Raw genomic sequence first — 18,780 nt, forward strand, 5'->3', positions numbered from 1 at the left:
CAGCGGGCCGTTGCGGAGCCGTGACCCGCTCGCGGTCAGACGCGGTCGAGCGGTCGCGCGGACACGAGGAACCGTGACCCGCCGGGGTGGGGGAGGACGGCCAGCGACACCGCCGGGGAGACCTTCTCGGCCAGCCAGAGCATCAGCAGCCGACGGTCGGAGGGCACCTCCGACGGCGTGAGCAGCTCGCAGGGGGTGTGGCTGAGCACCTCGCCGGACACCGCGATCCCGGAGGCGGGATCGCCGGCGACGCTCAGGCGGACCGGGACCCCGGCCGGGGACCCGTTCAGGGTGGCCGCGGCGGTCACGGCCTCGTGCAGCACGAGGACCACCTCGTCGCGCCGGCCGTCGGGCAGTCCGGCCGTCGCGAGCCGGTCGTGCCACCAGAGGCGGTTGGCCGCGCCGGTCTGCGGGTCGAGGACCGCCTCGGCGAGACACCCGCCGTCGGCCGGGAGGACGCCGGGTACCCGCAGGTCGGGGTTGGGGAGGTCGCCGCCCTCGGACCACAGCACGGGGTGGGTGCCGAGCGCCATCGCGACCTGCGCCGGGTGGCCGGTGGTGTCGATCAGGCAGGTGAGCGCCACCGGCCGCACCGCGACCGCCTCCGTCATCACCTGCTCCGAGGCCCACCACCGCTCGACGTCCGGCGCGAGCTCGAACGGCTGCTGGCAGACGACGGTCACCAGGTCCTCCGTCCCCGGCCGGGCCTGCCGGGCCCACTGCTCGACCAGCGTCTCGGGCTCCTCCTCGACGAGCACCTGCCGCTCCCGGAAGACGACGGTCGCGGTGTCGGGCACCCGCTCGGCGAGGACCCGCCGGACGACGTCGTCGACGTAGGCCACCACGGGGGACCCGGCGGCCAGGGCGCGGCGGCACAGTGCCGCGGCGATCACACCGGCCTCGGTCGGACCGGCGTGGAACGCGCACCGGTGGACCGGTGCCACGGCCGGAGCTGTCACCGGGGCGCCCTCCCTGGTGACTCGTCGGCCAGGACCACCTGCCGGTCCGGGTGCCGCTCGGCCAGCAGCCGCACCAGCCGCGCGGTCAGCCGTGACGCGCCGACGAGGGTCAGTCCCGGCGGGCCGGCGGCCGCGGCGACCAGCGAGTCGGCCGCGCCGACGTCGATGAAGCGCAGGTCCGCGACGTCCCACGTGGCCGGCCCGCCGTCCTCGCTGAGGGTCGTGCGCAGCACCGCGCGCAGGGCGTCGGCGTTGCCCGAGTCCAGCTCGCCGGCCAGGCGCAGCACCCGGTCTGCCCGGGTCAGCCGGAAGACGCCGTCGTCGTACTCGGCCGACGCGTCGTGCTGGGCGTCGTGGTAGACGGCCAGCGACGCGTGCTGTCCGGGCAGCAGCAGCTCCCGGAAGTAGGGACACAGCACGGTCATCGGGCGCTCGTCGACCAGCCGCCCGACCACCTCCTCGAACGGGTTCTCCCCGGCCGAGGTGATGGCGCCGGTGAACCGCACGCCGGCGTAGCCCTCGGCCAGGGCGCCTTCCACGAGGTCGGGGAGCACCGCGGGGTCGGCCGGGACCACCCGCACGGCGGTCGTGTCCGACGGCACCCAGTCCTCGTCCACGACACCGGCCCGCCGCAGCCGCGCCCACAGCCGTGCCTCGCGCGTGCCCAGTCCGGCCAGCATCACGCACTCGCCGCGGCGCACCCCCTCGACGACGAAGTCGCCCACCACCTGGGCGTGCGCCTCCTCGCTGTCGAGCACGACCCAGTCGTGGGTGCCGCGGCTCACCGGCAGGGGTCCCCGGGCTCCGGGTGCGCCGGCGTCTCCCCGGTCTCGGTGACCAGGGCGGCGACGTCGCGGACCTTGCGGTGGGTGTCCTGCGAGGCCCGCACGAGGATGCCGAAGGCGGCGTCGGCGGTGATCCGGTAGCGCTCCATGAGGACGCCCTTGGCCTGCCCGATGACGTCGCGGCTGGCCACCGCCGTCGTCAGGTGCTCGATCCGCTGCACCGCCCGCAGCGCCAGGGCGGCCTGGCCGGCCACCGTGCCCAGCACCGCACCGTCGGGCCCGGGGCCCACGGTGTAGACCGACAGGGCGCCGATCACCTCGCGGCCGGTGTCCAGCGGCAGGCAGGTGGCCGTCCGGATGCCCGTGGCGGCGGCGCGCGCGGCCAGCGCCGGCCACCGTGCGTCCCGGCCGAGGTCGGCACTGCCCGCCGGCGTGCCCCCGAGGGCGGCCGCCAGCGGCCCCTCACCGGTGGCGACCTGCGCGGTGTCGAGCGCGGCGGCGCGGTCGTCGCTGGCCACCGGCTCGTGCGGCCGGCGACCGGCGGCCAGCAGGGTGGCCGACACGGTGGCTCCTGCGGGCAGCAGGGCGGCGAGGTCGCCGACCACGGCGCGGACGGCGGCATCGGCGTCCGGGGCGGCGTGCCAGCGGCGGGCCGCACCGAGCAGCCATCCGGCCAGGTCGAGCCGGGTCCGGGGGACGGGGACGGTCGTCGTCGCTGGGTGCACCGCGACACCTCCAGGCCGGATGGTCTCCCGGCGTCAGCATCCGCCCTGCTCCGTGACGATCGACCCAGGGCGGCAGATTGCACCCGAGATGATGCCAGCCGACCGGCCGACACGCCCGGACCTCGGGAGGTCGATCGGCCGCGCCTGCGGCGACCCGCGTCCGACTCCGACCGCCGGGGCGACGCGGGCTCCCCGGCCAGCGTGCGAGGGGTGAGCGCGCCCCCGTCCGGCGTCGTCCGGGACGCCACCCCCGCCGGCGCCCGGGCCTGCGCCGCCGTCTACGCCCCCTACGTCACCGGCACCGCCGTCTCCTTCGAGACCGAGCCGCCGACCGCGGCGGAGATGGCCGCGCGCATCGCCGCCGCGCAGCACGCGCACGCCTGGCTGGTGCTCGACGACGGCGGCGCGGTGCGCGGCTACGCCTACGGCGGCCCCTTCACGTCCCGGCCGGCCTACCGCTGGTCGTGCACGGTCAGCGCGTCTACCTCGAGCCGGGACGCCGGCGCACCGGCGCGGGCCGGCTGCTGTACGGCGCGCTGTTCGACCGGCTGGCCGACCGCGGGTACCGCGTCGCCCTCGCCGGGGTCACGCTGCCCAACGAGGCCAGCCTCGGACTGCACCGGGCGCTCGCTTCCACGCCGGTGGGCACCTACCGGCGGGTGGGCTGGAAGGACGGCTCCTGGCACGACGTCGCCTGGCTGCAGCGCGACCTCGGTCCCGGCCCGGTCGACGGCGGGCCGCCGGCCACGCCGTGCTGACCCGCCGGCCGGCCGGGGTGGCATGCTCCCGCGCCGGGACACCGGGCGAGCACGGGAGGACGCGATGACGGAGGACACCGGCCGCGCGGTCGCGCACGAGGAGGGCCGGCTGCCCTCGGGGCTGTACTGGCAGGGCTGGACGGTCGCCGACCCGGTCGGGGTCGTCGTGCTGGTGCACGGCGCGCACGAGCACGGCGGCCGCTACGCGCACGTCGCCGAGCGGCTCGGCGACGCCGGGTACGCCGGCTACGCCGCCGACCACCCCGGACACGGCCGCTCGCCCGGCCGCCGCGGCGACGTCGTCAGCCTGGCCGCCGCCGTCGACGGCGTCGCCACGCTGGCCCGCACCGCCGCCGACCGGCACCCCGGCGTCCCGCTGTTCGTCTACGGCCACAGCCTGGGCGGGCTGGTGGCGCTGCAGTACCTCACCGGGACGCCGCACGAGCGGGTCGCGGGCGCGGTGGTCTCCGCACCCGCCCTCGACACCAGCGCGGCCACCCCGGTGCAGCGGGTGCTCGCGCCCGTGCTGTCCCGGCTGGCGCCCGGCCTCGGTGTGCTCACCCTCGACGCCGAGACGGTCAGCCGCGACCCGGAGGTGGTCGCCGCCTACCGCGCCGACCCGCTCAACCACGCCGGCAGGATGGTCGCCCGGACCGGCACCGCGATCATGCTCGGGGCGGCCGGGATGCCGGCCCGCCTGCGCTCGCTCACCCTCCCGCTGCTCGTGCTCCACGGTGGCGCTGACCGGCTGATGCCGCCGTCGGCCAGCGAGGTGGTCCGCGCGCACGCCGCCTCGCCCGACCTGACGGTGCGGGTCTACGAGGGGCTCTACCACGAGCCGCACAACGAGCCGGAGAAGGACGAGGTCCTCGCCGACGTCGTCGCCTGGCTCGACGCGCACCGGACGACGCCCGCGCCGTCCGCCTGACCCTGCGCCGGGCAGCCGTCCGTGACAGGGTCCGGACGGCCGCACCGGGCGGCGCCGGGGACGGGAGGGCACGTGCGTCAGGGACTGGCCGACGGCGCCCGCTTCCTGCGCGCCTTCCTGGCCCACCCGCGGCAGGTGGGCGCGGTGCTGCCGACGTCGCGGACGGCGATCCGCGCGATGCTCGACCTCGCCGACGTCCCCGCGGCCCGGCTGGTGGTCGAGCTCGGCGCGGGCACCGGGGTGGCGACGCGGGAGATCCTGGCCCGGCTGTCCCCGCGGGCCCGGCTGGTCGCGGTCGAGATCGACCCGCGGCTGGCCCGCCGGCTCACCGAGCGGATCGACGACCCCCGGCTGGAGGTGGTCTGCGGCTCCGCCGAGGACGTCGAGACCCACCTCGGCGCCGAGCGCGCCGACGTGCTCGTCTCGATGCTGCCGTTCACCTCGCTCGACGCCGACCTGCGCCGCCGGCTGCTCGACGAGCTGCCCCGCGCGCTGCGTCCCGGCGGCACCGCGGTGGTCATCCAGTACTCGCCGCTGATCCTCGGGGAGCTGCGCCGCCGCTTCGCCGACGTGCGCGTGCGGGTCACACCGTGGAACGTCCCCCCGGCGTTCCTCTTCGCCGGCACCCGCGGCGAGGGCGGGTGAGCCGCCCGGCGGTCAGACGGGCCGGGAGGGCAGCAGGTGCTCCTGGTGGTCGAGCTCGCGCTCGAGGGTGCGCAGGCCCTCGTCGGGCAGCCGGCCGAGGTCGCGCCAGCGCAGCAGCTCGGTGCGCTCGGCGTCGATGACCGCCCGGCGCACCCGCAGCGCCGCCTCGTACTGCGGCGACATCGGGATCTCGCCCTCCGCGTCGCCGAGCACCTGCAGCCGCTGCCGGTAGCGCTCCAGCCGGGTGCGCAGGACGGAGCGCACCGCCTCGATCGCGGCGTCGTCGAGGTGGTCGTGCTGCTCGGCCTGCAGCTCGTCGAGCCGGAGCAGGCCGGCCTCGACGGCCGCCACCCGCGCCTGGTTGCGCAGCCGGGCGCCGTCGGCGGCGTCGGCCCGCATCCCCAGTCGGCGGACCAGCGGCGCGAAGGTGGTGCCCTGCCCGACCAGGGTGACCAGCACGGCCAGGAAGGCGCAGAACAGCAGCAGGTCGCGCGCGGGGAACGGCTCGCCGGAGTCGGTGGTCAGCGGCAGGGTGAAGATCGCCGCCAGGCTGATGACGCCGCGGGTGCCGGCCCAGCTGAGCACGGTGATCTCCCGGCCGGACAGCTGCCGCGGCACCGTGCGCGGGTCGTCGTCCTCGGCCTCCGGGCCGGCGCCCAGGCGCATGTGCAGGGCCTGCGGCGCGTGCTCGGTGAGCCACAGCCACAGCGGCCGCACCAGCAGGACCGCCCCCACGGTGACCGCGGAGGCGACGACGACGGTCGACGTCTCGTACCGGCCCAGCCCGCCGATGACCGCCGGAAGCTGGTTGCCGATGAGCAGGAAGACGACGCCCTCGAGCAGGAAGTCGACCAGCCGCCACACCGCGTCGGTCTGCAGCCGGGTGGCGCCGGAGACCCAGTACGGGCTGTTGTGCGCGATGACCAGCCCGGCGACGACGACGGCCAGCACCCCCGACACGTGCACCGACTCGGCCAGGAGGTAGGCGAGGAACGGCGTGGCCAGGGAGATGGCGTTCGACGACAGCGGGTCGCGGCGCAACCGGCGCAGCGGGCGGATGCCGTAGGCGACGGCCAGCCCGGCGGCGATCCCGCCGACCGAGGACAGCGCGAACTGGCCCAGCGCGGACCAGGTGGAGAACCCGTCACCGGTGGCCGCGGCGACCGCGACGGTGAGCAGGGTCAGCGCGGTGGCGTCGTTGAGCAGGCCCTCGCCCTGGATGAGCGTGACCATCCGCGGCGGCAGGCCGACCCGGCGGCCGATGGCCAGCGCGGCCACCGGATCCGGCGGGGCGACGGCGGCGCCGAGGGCGATGCCGGCGGCCAGCGTGGCGCCGGGGACCAGCAGCGCGAACCCGGCGCCGACGGTCAGCGCGGTGACCAGCACGAGCAGCACCGAGAGGCTGACCACCGTGCGCAGGTTGGCCCGGATGGCGATCAGCGAGGAGTCCAGCGCGGCGCTGTAGAGCAGCGGCGGCAGCAGGACCATGAGGACGATCTCGGGGTCCAGCGTCAGGTTGGGCCCCGGCAGCAGGCCGTACACCAGCCCGGCGACGGTGAGCAGCGCGGCCGCCGGCAGCCCGGTCCGCTCACCCAGCCACCGGACGGCGACGATGACCGCGACCGCGGCCAGGGCGAGCAGGAGGACGGTCTCGGCGTGCACCGGGACATCCTCGCCGACGCCCCGGAGCCGCCCGTCACGCGGGAGCCGGCCCACCGGCGCGTCCGTGAGCCGGGGAGGGGAGCCCGGGAGGGTCCTCCCTCAGGCGGCGACGGACTCCATCGCCTCGGCGACCAGCGTCACCGAGCGCAGCCGCTCCTCGGTGCCCGGCGCCTGGTGGGCCACGATCAGCTCGTCGGCGTCGGCCAGCCGGGCGAAGTCGGTGAGCTGCGCGCGCACCTCGGCCGGCGTGCCGACGGCGGTGTGGGTGAGCATCCGGTCCACGTGCACGCCGGCGCCCGAGGACAGCAGCAGCTCCGCCTCGTCGTCGGAGAGGTCGCGGCCCTGGCCGAACAGGCCCACCGCCAGGCGCCGCCGGGTGGCCTCGCGCGCGGCCCGGGCGGCCTCGGGGGTGTCCGCGGCGATCGCGTTGACCCCGGCGATGACGTACGGCGCGTCGAGCTGCTCGGAGGGGCGGAAGTCGCGCCGGTAGGCGGCCACCGCGGGCTCGAGCGCCTGCGGGGCGAAGTGGGAGGCGAAGGCGTAGGGGAGGCCGAGGGCGGCGGCCAGGCCCGCGCCGAACATCGACGAGCCGAGCACGTAGAGCGGCACGTCGCTGCCCCTGCCGGGGATCGCGTCGACGCCGGGGACCCGCGAGTGGCCGGTGAGGTAGCCCTGCAGCTCGAGGACGTCCTGCGGGAAGCGGTCGGCGGAGTTCGCGTCGCGGCGCAGCGCGTACATCGTGTTCTGGTCCGAACCCGGCGCACGGCCCAGGCCCAGGTCGATCCGCCCCGGGTACATCGCCTCGAGCGTGCCGAACTGCTCGGCGATCGTCAGCGGCGAGTGGTTGGGCAGCATCACGCCGCCGGCGCCGAGCCGGAGGGTCGAGGTGTGCGCGCCGACGTGCGCGACGAGCACGCTGGTCGCCGACGAGGCGATGTGCCGCATGTTGTGGTGCTCGGCGTACCAGACCCGCCTATAGCCGGTCTGCTCGGCACGCTGCGCCAGGGCGACGCTGGCGGCGATGCTGCTGCCCACCGTCTCGCCGCGGGCGACGGGGGCGAGGTCGAGCACGGACAGCGGGATCTGCACGGTGGTACCTCCGGGGCGGTGCGCGTTCGTCCCCGGCTGCAACGCCACGCGGTCCGGGGGATTCCCGCCGGTGCGGCCCCTGCCTCCCGCCGCGAGTGGCGGGGGGCAGGGGGCAGGGAGGTCCTTCCTCAGGCCAGGCGCCGGCGCCCGACGACGGTCTCGACCGGCGCGTCGGGCTCGTCGACGCCGAGACGCCGCTCGAAGCCGGGCGGGACGACGACGTCGTCGCGCTGCAGGTCGGCGGTCGACTCGCGGGCCAGGCCGGTGAGCGCCGAGCCGAGCCCGTCGCGCAGCAGGTCGAGGACGTTCTCGACGCCGGCCTGCCCGTTGGCCGCGAGGCCCCACAGGTAGGCGCGGCCGATCATGACCGCCTTGGCGCCGAGGGCGAGGGCCTTGGCGACGTCGCTGCCGCGGCGGATGCCGCCGTCGAGCAGCACCTCGACCTGGTCGCCGACGGCCTCGGCGACGGCGGGCAGGGCGCGGATCGAGGCCGGGGTGCTGTCGAGGTTGTTGCCGCCGTGGTTGGACACCGAGATCGCCGTGACGCCGGCGTCGACGGCGCGGTGGGCGTCGTCGACCCGCATGACGCCCTTGAGCATGAACGGCCCGTCCCACTGCTGGCGCAGCCAGGCGACGTCCTCCCAGCTCGGCATGGGCGACTGCAGCCACGCGCCGTAGGCGCCGAAGAAGGTGGGCGCCTGCTCGCCGGGGGTGGCGACCATGTTGGGGACGGTGAGGTCCGGGATCCTCCCCGTCCGCGCGAAGGCGGCCAGCCAGCGCGGGCGGAGCAGCACCTGCGGCGCGTAGCGGCGGGCCGCCTCGAAGTCGATCTTGGCCGGGATGAACGGGCTGCCCCAGTCCCGGCCGTAGGCGAACGACCAGTCCAGCGTGGCGATCATGCCGACCGCGCCGGCCCGCTCGGCGCGGTCCATGCGGGCGAGCATCTCCTCGCGGGTGCCCACCCAGTACATCTGGAAGAAGGTCTTCGGGTTGGCCGCGACGACCTCCTCGACCGGCTTGCTGGCGAAGGAGGACAGGCCCATCGCGACACCGCGGGCGGCGGCGGCGCGCGCGACGGCGACCTCGCCGTCGGGGTGCACCGCCTGGACGCCGGTGGGGCTGATCAGCACCGGCATCGAGACGTCCTGGCCCATGACCGTGGTGGTCATCTGCCGGGAGTTGGACAGCCCGGCGGTGTGCGGGGCGAACCCCAGCTCGTCGAAGGCCCGCAGGTTGTCGTCGACGGTCAGGCCCTTCTCCGAGCCGGCCACCAGGGCGCCGTAGACGCCCTTGGGCAGGCGTCGCTTCGCCCGCCGCTGTGCCTCGGCCACCGTCTCGAACCACGCGTTCGCCACCGTCGTCTCCGTCCCGGTCGGTCCGCCGGCCCCACTCGGCTGGCACTCAGTGCCACCCTAGCGGCGCAGGTGTAGCGCACACCACACCGCGGACCGGCTCCGGAGGCGGCCCGCGCGACGGCTGCGGAGACGGGGGTGCAGACGGCTCGGCCCCGTGGCCGGAGGCCACGGGGCCGTGTCGGGTGGGGCCGCCGCCGGACGGCGGCGGGTGCTCCCGGTGGCGCTCCCGGAGGGCGTTCCTGGGGAGCGGCTCAGCGCCGGGCGGCGAGGGCGACGATCTCGTGCGCCGACTCGAGCGTCGGGGCGGCGGCGAGCGCCCGCTGGATCTCGCGCTCGTCGCGGCGGCGGGCGCGGGTGGTCCGGGCGGAGGCCCTGGCCGAGGTGATGGCGGTGCGCAGGCGGGTCATGACGGGTCCTCCTCGGACGTCGACGGCGGCGGTGGCCGGATCCCGGTCCCGTCGGCGGACCCACCGGTCGCGGCTCCGACCTGCTGGGTCTGCATCTCCAACCATCCTCCTGGCCGTATGGTTCGTCAAGCGAACCCAGCGTGACCTACGCTGCAGCCGTGACCGCCGACACGCGACCCGCCGAGGAGTTCGACCGCGCCCGCTGCTCGGTCGGCGGCACGCTCGCGGTGGTGGGGGAGAAGTGGAGCCTGCTGGTGCTCCGCGAGGCGTTCCTCGGCGTGCGCCGCTTCGCCGACCTGCAGCGGGCGCTCGGCGCCCCCAGGGCCGTGCTCACCGACCGGCTCGCCTCCCTGGTCGCCTCCGGCCTGCTCGTGCGGGTGCCCTACCGCCCGGAGGGGGAGCGGCAGCGGCACGAGTACCGGCTCACGGACAAGGGCCGCGACCTCTATCCCGCGCTCGTCGCGCTGATGCAGTGGGGCGACCGGTGGCTGACCGACGACGGTGCCGCGCCGCTGGAGCTGGCGCACCGGGACTGCGGCGAGCCGGTGTCGCTGGCGCTGCGCTGCGCGGCCGGCCACGACGTCGCCGGCCCGCGCGAGGTCCGCGCGACGCCGGCCGGGCGGGCCGCCGGGACCGGGGCCACACCACCGGGCTAGCGTCGGCGGCGCCGGCTGCCGCTGTGACCAGGGAGGCGTCCCCGTTGCCCACCACCGTGATCCCCGGCGGGGCGAGCGCGCCCGAGCTGTCCGCGCACCTCGCCGTCCCGCCCGTGGGGGAGGGGCCCTGGCCCGGCGTCGTCGTCGTCCACGAGGCCTTCGGCCTGACCGACGACATCCGGCAGCAGGCCGACCGGCTGGCCGCGGCCGGCTACCTGGCGGTCGCGCCCGACCTGTTCTCCGCCGGCGGGGCGCTGCGCTGCCTGCGCTCGACGTTCCGGTCGCTGTCGCGCGGCGAGGGCCCGGCCTTCGGCGACCTGGAGGCGGCCCGGCGGTTCCTGGCCGCGCGCGGGGACTGCACCGGCCGGGTCGGGGTGCTCGGCTTCTGCATGGGCGGCAAGTTCGCGCTGTACGGCGCCACCCGCGGCTTCGACGTCTCCGCGCCCAACTACGGCCCGCTCCCGGCAGACCTCGAGGAGGTGCTGCGCGGCGCCTGCCCGGTGGTGGCCAGCTACGGCCGCCGCGACGTCGGGCTGCGCGGGGCGGCGGCCCGGCTGGGGACGACGCTGACCTCCCTCGGCGTCGAGCACGACGTGCACGAGTACCCCGACGCCGGGCACTCCTTCCTCAACCGGCACAGCACGGGACCGTTCTCGCCGCTGGAGCGGCTGGCCGGCCTCGCCTTCCACGAGCCCTCCGCCGAGGACGCCTGGGGACGGATCCTGCGCTTCTTCGACCGGCACCTGCGGAGCGCCGCGTGAGCGGCCCGCTGGCGGGGCTGCGGGTGGTCGAGCTCGGCGGCATCGGCCCCGGGCCGCACGCGGCGATGGTGCTGGCCGACCTCGGCGCCGACGTCGTCCGGGTGGAGCGGCCCTCGGGCGGCCTGTCGATGGGGACCGCCGGCCGGGACGCGGTGCTGCGCGGCCGGCGCTCGATCGCCGCGGACGTCAAGACCCCCGGGGGCCGCGACCTCGTCCTCGGCCTGGCCGGGCGGGCCGACGTGCTGGTCGACGTCTTCCGCCCCGGCGTCGCCGAGCGGCTGGGCGTCGGCCCCGACGAGTGCCTGTCCCGCAACCCCGGCCTGGTCTACGCCCGCGTGACCGGCTGGGGGCAGGACGGCCCGTGGGCCGACCGGGTCGGCCACGACGTCAACTACCTCGGGCTGACCGGCACGCTGGCCGCGCTCGGCCGGCCGGGCGAGGCGCCGCGCTTCCCGATGAACCTGGTCGCCGACTACGGCGGCGGCTCGATGCTCCTGCTGGTCGGCGTCCTCGCCGCGCTGCACGAGCGGACGCGGTCCGGGCGCGGCCAGGTGGTGGACGCCGCGATGGTCGACGGCGTGGCGGTGATCTCGCAGCTCATGTGGTCGCTGCGCGGGCAGGGGCTGTGGTCGGACCGCCCGGGCACCAACCTGCTCGACGGCGGCGCTCCCTTCTACGACGTCTACCCCTGCGCCGACGGCCGCTTCGTCGCCGTCGGGGCGCTGGAGCCGCAGTTCTACGCCGCGCTGCTCGAGGGGCTCGGGCTCACCGGCGCCGACCTGCCGGCGCAGATGGACCCGCGCGGCTGGCCGCGGCTGCGCGAGGCGTTCACCGCGGCCTTCGCCGCGCAGCCACGGGAGCACTGGGAGCGCGTGTTCGACGGCACCGACGCCTGCGTCACCCCGGTGCTCGAGCCGGACGAGGCCGCCGCGCACCCGCACCTGGCCGCCCGCGGCACGCTCGTCGAGGTCGACGGCGTGCTGCAGGCGGCGCCCGCCCCGCGGTTCTCCCGGACACCGGCCGGCCCGCCCGCGCCGGTGCCGCCGGGTCCGGCGGACGCGCACGTCCTGCTGGAGGAGTGGTCGCGCCCCCGCTGACGGGGACGCACAGGCACCGCGGCGCCGCCGCGGAGGAGGAGGTCGCACCCGTGTCCGACGACAGCGTGCTGGTGGAGCGGCGGGGCGCCGTCCAGGTGGTCACCATCAACCGGCCGCAGGCCAAGAACGCCCTCGACGCCTCGGTCGCCCGGGGGGTCGCCGCGGCCGTCGACGAGCTCGACGCCGAAGACGAGCTGCGCGCCGGGGTGCTGACCGGCGCCGGCGGCACCTTCTCCGCCGGCATGGACCTCAAGGCGTTCCTGCGCGGCGAGCGCCCCTCGATCGAGGGGCGGGGGCTGTGCGGGATCACCCAGACGCCGCCGCGCAAGCCGCTGGTCGCCGCCGTCGAGGGGTGGGCGCTGGCCGGCGGGTTCGAGCTGGTGCTGGCCTGCGACCTCGTCGTCGCCGGGCGCTCGGCCCGCTTCGGCGTGCCGGAGGTGACCCGGTCGCTGGTGGCCGCGGCCGGCGCCGCGCTGTTCCTCCCGCGCCGCGTGCCGCAGGCCGTGGCGATGGAGATGCTGCTGACCGGCCAGCCGGTGGACGCCGAGCGGGCCGCCGCCGTCGGCCTGGTCAACCGGGTCGTCGACGAGGGCGGGGCCCTCGACGCCGCCGTCGCGCTGGCCGAGGTGATCGCCGCCAACGGGCCGCTGGCGGTCGCGGCGACCAAGGAGATCGCCCGCAGCACCGCCGACTGGACCGCCGAGGAGGGCTGGTCGCGGCAGCAGGCGCTGATCGAGCCGGTGTTCTCCTCCGAGGACGCCCGCGAGGGCGCGACCGCCTTCGCTGAGCGCCGCGCGCCCGTCTGGCGGGGACGCTAGGACGCCGGCGCGGGGCCGGTCGAGGTCCGGACGACCAGCTCGGTGGGCAGCGCCCGCGGCTCCGGGGCCGGCCGGCCGGCGAGCCGGTCGAGCAGGTCCTGCGCGGCCGTCCTCCCCTTGAGCCGGGTGGGCTGCCGCACGGTGGTGAGGCCGAGCCCGGCGGCGGGGGCGGCGTCGTCGAAGCCGGCGACGGACAGGTCCCCGGGCACCCGCAGTGCGAGGTCCGCCGCGGTGCGCAGCGCCCCCTGGGGGGCTGTCCTCGGTGGCCGCCACCTCCCCGGGGACCGACGTCGCACCCGGTCTGCAGGCCACCGCCGCCGGCGTCGTCAACATCGCCGCCCAGCTCGGCACTCGGTGTCGCGGTGGTCCTGCTCGTCGTCGGCGCCACCGAGGGCACCGGCGTCCCGCTGGCCGGGGCGCCGCTCGGCTGGCTCACGGCCGCGGCGCTCGCGGCAGCCGCGGCCGTGCTCCTCCGGCGCCCCGCCCGGGCCGCCGCCGCCCCGTCGCCCGCGGGTTAGTGTGCCGGGCACCACAGCCGGTCGGATGGGAGCAGGACATGCGGGACGCGGTGATCGTCGAGGCGGTGCGCACGCCGGTGGGCAAGCGCAACGGCGGGCTGTCGGGGGTGCACCCGGTCGACCTGTCGGCGCACGTGCTGACCTCGCTGGTGGAGCGGGTCGGGCTGGACCCGGCCGAGGTCGAGGACGTCGTCTGGGGGTGTGTGTCGCAGGTCGGTGAGCAGACCTTCGACATCGCCCGGACGTCGGTGCTGGCAGCCGGCTGGCCGGAGACGGTGACCGGCGTGACGGTGGACCGGCAGTGCGGCTCCTCGCAGCAGTCGGTGCACTTCGCCGCCGCCGGGCTGGTCTCGGGCCAGTACGACGTCGTCGTCGCCGGCGGCGTGGAGTCCATGTCGCGGGTGCCGATGGGCACCGCCCGCGCCGGTGCCGACCCCTTCGGTCCCCGGTTCCACGAGCGCTACGGCGGCGTGCAGATCAACCAGGGCGTCGGCGCGGAGATGATCGCCGAGCAGTGGGGGCTGTCGCGCCAGCAGTGCGACGAGTACTCCGTGGCCAGTCACGAGAAGGCCGCCGCCGCCCGGGCCGAGGGCCGCTTCGACGCCCAGATCGCCCCGGTGACCACACCCGACGGCGCGGTCGTGAGCCAGGACGAGGGCATCCGCGAGTCGACGGTCGAGAAGCTCGGCACCCTCAAGACGGTGTTCAGGCCCGAGGGCGGGGTGATCACCGCCGGCAACTCCTCGCAGATCTCCGACGGCTCGGCCGCGCTGCTGATGACCACCAGCGAGAAGGCCGCCCAGCTGGGGCTGCGCCCGATCGCCCGCGTGCACACCGCGGTGCTGGCCGGTGCCGACCCGGTGATCATGCTGACCGCGCCGATCCCGGCCACGCAGAAGGCGCTGGCGCGGTCGGGGCTGTCGGTCGACGAGATCGGCGCGTTCGAGGTCAACGAGGCCTTCGCCCCGGTGCCCCTGGCCTGGCTGGCCGACCTGGGTGCGGACCCCAAGGCGCTCAACGCCAACGGCGGCGCCATCGCCCTCGGCCACCCGCTGGGCGGCTCGGGCGCGCGGATCATGACCACGCTGGTGCACCACATGCGCGACAACGGGATCCGCTACGGCCTGCAGACGATGTGCGAGGGCGGCGGTCAGGCCAACGCCACCATCCTCGAGCTGCTCTGACACCCGGGCCCGGGGCCGCCTGCAGGGGCGGTCCCGGGCTCCGGCTACGTTGCCCGATCGTGCAGGAGACCGCAGCCGGCTCGCCGACCGTGACCGACGTCCTCACCCTCGAGGAGGTCGACCGCGACCTCTACCGCAGCACGCTGGTCTTCACCGACCCGTTCCCCCTCTACGGCGGCCAGGTCGCCGCGCAGGCGCTGCTGGCCGCCGGCCGCACCGTGGCGCCCGACCGGCTGCCGCACTCGCTGCACGGCTACTTCCTGCGCAGCGGCGACGCCGCCCGGCCCACGGTCTTCCGCGTCGACCGCGACCGGGACGGCGGCTCCTTCTCCGCCCGCCGGGTGGTCGCGGTGCAGGGCGGTGAGGTGGTGCTGTCGATGTCGGCGTCGTTCCAGGCGCCGACGGCCGGGCCCGACGTCCAGGTGGCCGGGGCGCCCGTGACACAGCCGCCGGAGGACTGCCCGCCGCTGACCCTGCCGCGGCTGTTCTCCATGGAGAGCCGGCGGCCGGAGCAGCCGTACGCGACCGCGGCGCTGCCGACCCGCTTCTGGGCGCGGACGACGGTGGCGCTGCCGGACGACCCGCTGCTGCACGCGTGCGCGCTGGCCTACCTCTCCGACATCGGCACCGGGCTGTCGGCGCTGCCGGAGGACGAGGCCGCCCCCGGACCGACGCTGGACCACGCGCTGTGGTTCCACCGGCCCGCCCGGCTCGACGAGTGGGTGCTCGTGGACCTCGTCCCGGCCACCGTCTCCGGCGGGCGCGGCTGGTACACCGGCTCGCTCACCACCCGCGACGGCGTCCTGGCCGCCAGCCTCACCCAGGAGACGCTGTTCCGGCCCGGCCGCAACCCGTTCCGCCCGGGCCGCTGACCCGGCCCCCGTCCCGCCCGTCGGGCCGGCCGCCGAGCCCGTGCCCGTGCCCGCCCGACCCGGCGGGGAGCCCGCCGGTGTCGTCGGCGGGGGGATCGACGAGGATGGGGGACCGGCGAGGGGGAAGGACGGACACGTGGCCAAGCACCGGGCAGCTGAGGGTGGTCCCACCGACTTCGACGCGGCGACGACCGCGCTGGTCGACGTCACCGGCGACTACACGATCGACGTGGCGCACACCCGGATCGGCATCCGGGCGCGGCACGCCATGGTGACGACGGTGCGCGGGGCGTTCACCGACTTCGAGGGCGAGGCGCACCTGGACGTGCTGCAGCCGACGGCCAGCAGCGTCACCATCCGCATCCGGACGGCGAGCATCGACACCGGCCAGGCCGACCGCGACGCCCACCTGCGCTCGCCGGACTTCCTCGACGTCGAGCGCTACCCCGAGATCGTGTTCCGCTCGACCGACGTCGAGCAGCTCGAGGACGAGACCTACGAGGTGTCCGGCGACCTCACCATCCGCGACACGACCCGGCCGGTGTCGGTGGAGTTCACCCTCACCGGCTCGGCCAAGGACCCCTTCGGCAACACCCGGGTCGGCTTCGAGGGCGCGCTGGCCATCAAGCGCAGCGACTGGGGCCTGACCTGGAACACCCCGCTCGACACCGGCGGCGTGCTGGTCAGCGACCGCATCCAGGTGGAGTTCGACGTCTCGGTGATCCGCAGCGCCTGACCCCTGTCGGCGTGTCGCCGCGTCGACCTGTCCCCCCGTCGACGTGTCGACACGCCGACGCGGCTCCCTGCCCGGTGCCTCCGTCGCCGGCCGGCTCAGGCGGCGTCGGGACGCACCACCGCGTAGCGGACGCAGGCGAACTCCCCGTTCTGCGCCACCTCCCGGGTCGCCAGCTCCACCCGCGCCGGCAGCAGTGGGGCGCCACCGCCGAGGGTGACCGGCGCGATCGCGACGACCACCTCGTCGAGCAGGCCGGCCTCGGCCAGCTGTGCGGCCACCGGCCCGCCGCCGACCACCCAGACGTCGAGCCCGCCGGCCGCCGCCACCATCTCGGCGTGCAGGGCGGCGAGCTCCTCCCGCGTGTCCGCGGCCGTGAAGCGGATGTCCGCCCCGGGGAACGGCGTGAGGTCGCGGTGGGTGAGGACCCACGCCGGCTGGGTGTAGGACCACGGGTCGGGGCCGCCGTTGTCCTGGACCCACCGGTAGGTCGTCGACCCCATGACGATGGCCCCGAGGCCCTTCTCGAAGGTGGCGAAGCCCATCGGGCCCTCCTGGTCGCTCTCGCGCGAGAGCAGCCAGGACAGCGAGTTGTCGCGGTCGGCGACGAAGCCGTCGAGCGAGGTGGCGGTGTAGTAGACGGTGCGGGTCATCGGTCCCTCCGGGAGAGCCACTCGATGGGGTCGCCGGCGTCGACGGCGACGCCGGCCTCGCGCAGCCAGTGCCGCGCCAGCAGGCGGCGGTGCGCGGAGAACGTGAGGACGTGCGCGACGACGCTGGCGAGCACGAAGCTCTCCGGCGGCTCGCACAGCGCGTCGACCAGCCGGTCGTTCCAGGCGCCGCGCCGGGCGACGTCGCGCACCGCCGCCAGCCAGCGCGGGGCGACCGCGTCGTGCCGGTCGAGCAGCGTGGCCGGGTCGTCGGCGCCTCGCGCGGGGTGGTCGGCGCCCTCGACGGAGGCGACCCACACCTCGAGGGTCCACACCTGGTGCTCGAGCAGGGTGGCCAGCGACTCGTCGGGGCCGTCCCAGGCCAGCACGGTCAGCCCCGGTGACCGCACCCGCCGGTACTCGGTGTCGTCCAGGCCCTTGGCCAGCTCGAGCAGCGCCCGGGTGTCCTCGACGCCGTGGTGCACCAGCAGCGCGGTCACCTCGTCGCCGCCGCGGCGCACCGGCTCGTCGCTGACCCACAGCGACGAGGGCGGGTGGAAGTGGATGCCGTTGGGCGCGGGCAGCCAGTGCTCGTCGCGGGTGCGCGGGCGGCCGGCGTCGTCGTCGGCGACGCTGCCGGGGGTGCGGCCGTAGGCGCGGGCGAAGGCGCGGCTGAAGCCCTCGACCGACTCGTAGCCGGCGGCGAGGGCCACGTCGGTCACGCGGGCGCCGGAGCGCAGCTGCCAGGCCGCTCGCTCGAGGACGACCCGGCGGCGCAGCGCCACCGGTGCCTCGCCCGCGCCGACCGACACCTGGCGGCTGAAGTGGAAGGGGGAGGCGAAGGCGTCGCCGGCCATGTCGGCCAGTGACCGGTTGTCCTCGTCGAGGACGGCGTCGAGCAGCTCGCGCAACCGGTCGCGGCCGGGGAGGGGAGCGGTCACCGTGCCAGTCTGGCGAGCCGGCGGCCCCGCGCACCCGACCGTTCTTGCGCACCTCAGCCGGCGGCCCACGCCCGGTCGACCGACGCCCGGCACCGCGCCTCCCCGTCGCCGGCGGCCACCAGCAGCGCCACCGTCGTGGCGGTGCTCAGCGGTGCCAGGACGTCGCCCGGCAGCACCCCCTGCACCACGAGCGAGACCAGCCCGTGCCCCGCGGCCCAGTACTGGGTGGCCAGCGTGCGGGGGTCGGTCGTGGCGGCCAGCCGTCCCTCGTCCCGGGCCCGCGCCACCGCCTCGACCAGCCGCTCGAACGGCGCCCCCGCGGCGGCCTCGTCGGCCAGCCGGGCGCCGGCGTCGAACATCGCCCCGTACAGCTCCGGGTGCGCCAGGGCGTTGCGCGCGTAGGCCACGCCGAGCGCGGCCAGGTCGTGCACCGGGTCGGCGGTGTGGGGGACGCCGGCCAGCCGGCCGGTCAGCCGGGAGAAGCCCTCCTGGCGGACGGCGCTCCACAGTCCGGGCATGCCGCCGAAGTGCGTGTAGACGGCCATCGTCGAGACGCCGGTGCCCTCGACCAGCGAGCGCAGGGTCACCGGCTCCCGGTCGGCGAGCATCCGCGCGGCGCGCTCGACCAGCAGCCGGCGGACGGCGGGATCGGCGGGACGGGGCACTGGCGCATCATGCCATAGCAACGCTATGGTTCGGCTCCCCGACCCCTCCCGAGGAGGAACCGTGACCGTCGAGCTGATCGACCCGCCCGGCCTGCCCGTCTCCGACGTCTACCGGCAGGCCGCGGTCGCCCGCGGCAGCCGCACCGTCTACCTCGCCGGTCAGGTCGCCCGCACCGCGGCGGGGGAGCCGGTCGGCGCCGGGGACCTCGCCGCGCAGACGGAGCAGGCCCTCCTCAACGTGGCCACCGCGCTGGCGGCCGTCGGGGGCGGCTTCGACGACGTCGCCAAGATGACGATCTACGTCGTCGACTGGGAGCCGGCGAAGCTGGCCGAGCTCGGGGCGGGCGTCGCGCGGGCCGGCGAGCGGCTCGGGCACGACCTGGTGCGGCCGGTGACGCTCATCGGGGTCGCCGCGCTCGGCGAGCCCGACCTGCTGATCGAGGTGGACGCCACCGCCGTCCTCGACTGACCCGGACCGGCGGGTGTCGGTGGGGCGCCACCGGGTAGGGCACCCGCGGGTTCCGCCGCGGACGGCGGCCTCCCTCCGAGACCGGCGCGCAGGGCCCGCCGCG

At 76.6% G+C, this 18,780-nt stretch carries 23 protein-coding genes; 12 read left to right on the plus strand and 11 right to left on the minus strand.

Annotation, left to right across the window (positions count from 1 at the left end; translation table 11 throughout):
• Positions 1-35 precede the first annotated feature (35 nt).
• From JOD57_RS23325 to JOD57_RS23335, 3 genes are read right to left on the minus strand one after another with little or no spacing between them, the layout of a single operon-like run.
• Positions 36-959 (minus strand): hypothetical protein, encoded by a 924-nt coding sequence (locus JOD57_RS23325; RefSeq protein WP_204694203.1) that lies wholly within the window; start codon positions 957-959, stop codon positions 36-38.
• Positions 956-1,744 carry an MEDS domain-containing protein gene (locus JOD57_RS23330; protein WP_204694204.1) on the minus strand — a complete coding sequence of 263 codons (789 nt, stop codon included), beginning with the start codon at positions 1,742-1,744 and terminating at the stop codon, positions 956-958. Before JOD57_RS23330 ends, JOD57_RS23325 begins: the two co-directional genes overlap by 4 nt.
• Positions 1,741-2,469 (minus strand): GAF and ANTAR domain-containing protein, encoded by a 729-nt coding sequence (locus JOD57_RS23335; protein WP_307824885.1) that lies wholly within the window; start codon positions 2,467-2,469, stop codon positions 1,741-1,743. The genes JOD57_RS23330 and JOD57_RS23335 overlap by 4 nt, the downstream gene beginning before the upstream one ends.
• Positions 2,470-2,933: 464 nt before the next feature.
• On the opposite strand from JOD57_RS23335, the gene JOD57_RS25855 reads away from it, so the two are divergent.
• The 3 genes from JOD57_RS25855 (at position 2,934) to JOD57_RS23350 (ending at position 4,800) form a co-directional block, all read left to right on the plus strand.
• Positions 2,934-3,227, plus strand: a complete 294-nt coding sequence (locus JOD57_RS25855; RefSeq protein WP_307824886.1) for a GNAT family N-acetyltransferase — start codon at positions 2,934-2,936, stop codon at positions 3,225-3,227.
• A 64-nt stretch (positions 3,228-3,291) separates the two neighbouring features.
• On the plus strand, positions 3,292-4,155 hold the full coding sequence (locus JOD57_RS23345) for an alpha/beta hydrolase (RefSeq protein ID WP_204694205.1): 864 nt from the start codon (positions 3,292-3,294) through the stop codon (positions 4,153-4,155).
• A gap of 72 nt (positions 4,156-4,227) precedes the next feature.
• Positions 4,228-4,800: a class I SAM-dependent methyltransferase gene (locus JOD57_RS23350; RefSeq protein WP_204694206.1), complete on the plus strand. Its 573-nt coding sequence runs from the start codon at positions 4,228-4,230 to the stop codon at positions 4,798-4,800.
• Between the two features lie 12 nt (positions 4,801-4,812).
• On the opposite strand, the gene JOD57_RS23355 is transcribed toward JOD57_RS23350, so the two are convergent.
• The 4 genes from JOD57_RS23355 to JOD57_RS23370 all read right to left on the minus strand — a co-directional run bounded on the left by JOD57_RS23355 (position 4,813) and on the right by JOD57_RS23370 (position 9,313).
• Positions 4,813-6,462, minus strand: coding sequence for a Na+/H+ antiporter (locus JOD57_RS23355; protein ID WP_204694207.1), 1,650 nt, complete (start codon positions 6,460-6,462; stop codon positions 4,813-4,815).
• Between the two features lie 99 nt (positions 6,463-6,561).
• A complete protein-coding gene (locus JOD57_RS23360) occupies positions 6,562-7,551 on the minus strand; it encodes an LLM class flavin-dependent oxidoreductase (protein WP_204694208.1) in 990 nt (329 codons plus the stop codon).
• A 128-nt stretch (positions 7,552-7,679) separates the two neighbouring features.
• Entirely contained in the window at positions 7,680-8,906 is a 1,227-nt protein-coding gene (gene mftD, locus JOD57_RS23365) for a pre-mycofactocin synthase MftD (RefSeq protein WP_204694209.1), read from the minus strand.
• Between the two features lie 251 nt (positions 8,907-9,157).
• Positions 9,158-9,313 carry a hypothetical protein gene (locus tag JOD57_RS23370; RefSeq protein ID WP_204694210.1) on the minus strand — a complete coding sequence of 52 codons (156 nt, stop codon included), beginning with the start codon at positions 9,311-9,313 and terminating at the stop codon, positions 9,158-9,160.
• Positions 9,314-9,471: 158 nt separating this feature from the next.
• On the opposite strand from JOD57_RS23370, the gene JOD57_RS23375 reads away from it, so the two are divergent.
• Genes JOD57_RS23375 through JOD57_RS23390 form a run of 4 tightly spaced genes read left to right on the plus strand, consistent with a single transcriptional unit; the run spans position 9,472 to position 12,645 of the window.
• On the plus strand, positions 9,472-9,969 hold the full coding sequence (locus JOD57_RS23375; protein WP_204694211.1) for a winged helix-turn-helix transcriptional regulator: 498 nt from the start codon (positions 9,472-9,474) through the stop codon (positions 9,967-9,969).
• Between the two features lie 44 nt (positions 9,970-10,013).
• Positions 10,014-10,730 (plus strand): dienelactone hydrolase family protein, encoded by a 717-nt coding sequence (locus JOD57_RS23380; RefSeq protein WP_204694212.1) that lies wholly within the window; start codon positions 10,014-10,016, stop codon positions 10,728-10,730.
• The gene (locus JOD57_RS23385) at positions 10,727-11,827 is read left to right on the plus strand and encodes a CaiB/BaiF CoA transferase family protein (RefSeq protein WP_204694213.1); all 1,101 of its coding nucleotides are present in this window, start codon (positions 10,727-10,729) and stop codon (positions 11,825-11,827) included. The genes JOD57_RS23380 and JOD57_RS23385 overlap by 4 nt, the downstream gene beginning before the upstream one ends.
• Before the next feature lie 50 nt (positions 11,828-11,877).
• The gene (locus tag JOD57_RS23390; RefSeq protein WP_204694214.1) at positions 11,878-12,645 is read left to right on the plus strand and encodes a crotonase/enoyl-CoA hydratase family protein; all 768 of its coding nucleotides are present in this window, start codon (positions 11,878-11,880) and stop codon (positions 12,643-12,645) included.
• Here JOD57_RS23390 and JOD57_RS23395 read toward each other — a convergent pair.
• Positions 12,642-12,941, minus strand: coding sequence for a substrate-binding domain-containing protein (locus tag JOD57_RS23395; RefSeq protein WP_204694215.1), 300 nt, complete (start codon positions 12,939-12,941; stop codon positions 12,642-12,644). The two genes, JOD57_RS23390 and JOD57_RS23395, sit on opposite strands and share 4 nt — an antisense overlap.
• 66 nt (positions 12,942-13,007) lie before the next feature.
• Between JOD57_RS23395 and JOD57_RS23400 the strand changes: the two genes are divergently transcribed.
• The 4 genes from JOD57_RS23400 (at position 13,008) to JOD57_RS23415 (ending at position 15,955) form a co-directional block, all read left to right on the plus strand.
• Positions 13,008-13,163: a hypothetical protein gene (locus JOD57_RS23400; protein WP_204694216.1), complete on the plus strand. Its 156-nt coding sequence runs from the start codon at positions 13,008-13,010 to the stop codon at positions 13,161-13,163.
• A 38-nt stretch (positions 13,164-13,201) separates the two neighbouring features.
• Entirely contained in the window at positions 13,202-14,347 is a 1,146-nt protein-coding gene (locus JOD57_RS23405; protein WP_204694217.1) for a thiolase family protein, read from the plus strand.
• Positions 14,348-14,406: 59 nt separating this feature from the next.
• Positions 14,407-15,219 (plus strand): acyl-CoA thioesterase, encoded by an 813-nt coding sequence (locus JOD57_RS23410; protein WP_307824887.1) that lies wholly within the window; start codon positions 14,407-14,409, stop codon positions 15,217-15,219.
• A 136-nt stretch (positions 15,220-15,355) separates the two neighbouring features.
• Positions 15,356-15,955: a YceI family protein gene (locus JOD57_RS23415; protein ID WP_204694218.1), complete on the plus strand. Its 600-nt coding sequence runs from the start codon at positions 15,356-15,358 to the stop codon at positions 15,953-15,955.
• A 95-nt stretch (positions 15,956-16,050) separates the two neighbouring features.
• On the opposite strand, the gene JOD57_RS23420 is transcribed toward JOD57_RS23415, so the two are convergent.
• The 3 genes from JOD57_RS23420 to JOD57_RS23430 are packed head-to-tail and all read right to left on the minus strand — an operon-like array spanning position 16,051 to position 18,208.
• On the minus strand, positions 16,051-16,605 hold the full coding sequence (locus tag JOD57_RS23420) for a dihydrofolate reductase family protein (protein WP_204694219.1): 555 nt from the start codon (positions 16,603-16,605) through the stop codon (positions 16,051-16,053).
• On the minus strand, positions 16,602-17,543 hold the full coding sequence (locus JOD57_RS23425) for a helix-turn-helix domain-containing protein (RefSeq protein ID WP_307824888.1): 942 nt from the start codon (positions 17,541-17,543) through the stop codon (positions 16,602-16,604). The genes JOD57_RS23420 and JOD57_RS23425 overlap by 4 nt, the downstream gene beginning before the upstream one ends.
• Before the next feature lie 53 nt (positions 17,544-17,596).
• The gene (locus JOD57_RS23430; protein ID WP_307824889.1) at positions 17,597-18,208 is read right to left on the minus strand and encodes a TetR/AcrR family transcriptional regulator; all 612 of its coding nucleotides are present in this window, start codon (positions 18,206-18,208) and stop codon (positions 17,597-17,599) included.
• A 61-nt stretch (positions 18,209-18,269) separates the two neighbouring features.
• Between JOD57_RS23430 and JOD57_RS23435 the strand changes: the two genes are divergently transcribed.
• Entirely contained in the window at positions 18,270-18,677 is a 408-nt protein-coding gene (locus JOD57_RS23435) for a RidA family protein (protein ID WP_204694220.1), read from the plus strand.
• The last annotated feature ends 103 nt before the right edge of the window (positions 18,678-18,780 follow it).

The sequence above is a fragment of the Geodermatophilus bullaregiensis genome (assembly GCF_016907675.1).
In the GTDB taxonomy this organism is placed as follows: Bacteria; Actinomycetota; Actinomycetes; order Mycobacteriales; family Geodermatophilaceae; genus Geodermatophilus; species Geodermatophilus bullaregiensis.